Source organism: Rhodococcus sp. CX, assembly GCF_015865005.1.
GTDB lineage: Bacteria > Actinomycetota > Actinomycetes > Mycobacteriales > Mycobacteriaceae > Rhodococcus.
In genome coordinates, this window is record NZ_JADZGH010000134.1 from 1 (window position 1) to 562 (window position 562).

Below are 562 nucleotides of genomic sequence, written 5' to 3' on the forward strand. Positions count from 1 at the left end.
GTCGAGCGCCCCACCCCGACGCACCCCGACTACTCCGACACGCTGTGACCGATCAGCCGGCTCCGGCCGCCATGCCCCATCGGCTCACCGCCTTCGCCGCGGCGCTGCCGTTCACCCTCGACCCGTTCCAGGTGCAGGCCTGCCGTGCCCTCGACGGCGGCCACTCGGTGCTGGTGTGCGCGCCCACCGGCGCCGGGAAGACCGTGGTCGGGGAGTTCGCGGTGTACCTGGCGTTGCACGGCGGCGGCAAGTGCTTCTACACGACCCCGATCAAGGCGCTGAGCAACCAGAAGTACGCGGACCTGTGCGCCCGCCACGGCAAGGACGCGGTCGGGTTGCTCACCGGCGACCAGTCCGTCAACCCGGGCGCGCCGGTGGTGGTGATGACCACCGAAGTGCTGCGCAACATGATCTACGCGTCCTCGACCAGCCTCATCGGGCTGACCTACGTGGTGATGGACGAGGTGCACTTCCTCGCCGACCGGTTCCGCGGCGCCGTGTGGGAAGAGGTCATCCTGCACCTGCCCGAGGACGTCCGGCTGGTCAGCCTGTCCGCGACCGT

The 562-nt window shown here is 70.1% G+C and carries 1 protein-coding gene; it reads left to right on the forward strand.

What is annotated here, in order from left to right:
• Positions 1-71: 71 nt before the first annotated feature.
• A partial coding sequence (locus I0Q12_RS32870; RefSeq protein WP_231610668.1) for a DEAD/DEAH box helicase occupies positions 72-562 on the forward strand: 491 nt, incomplete at its 3' end.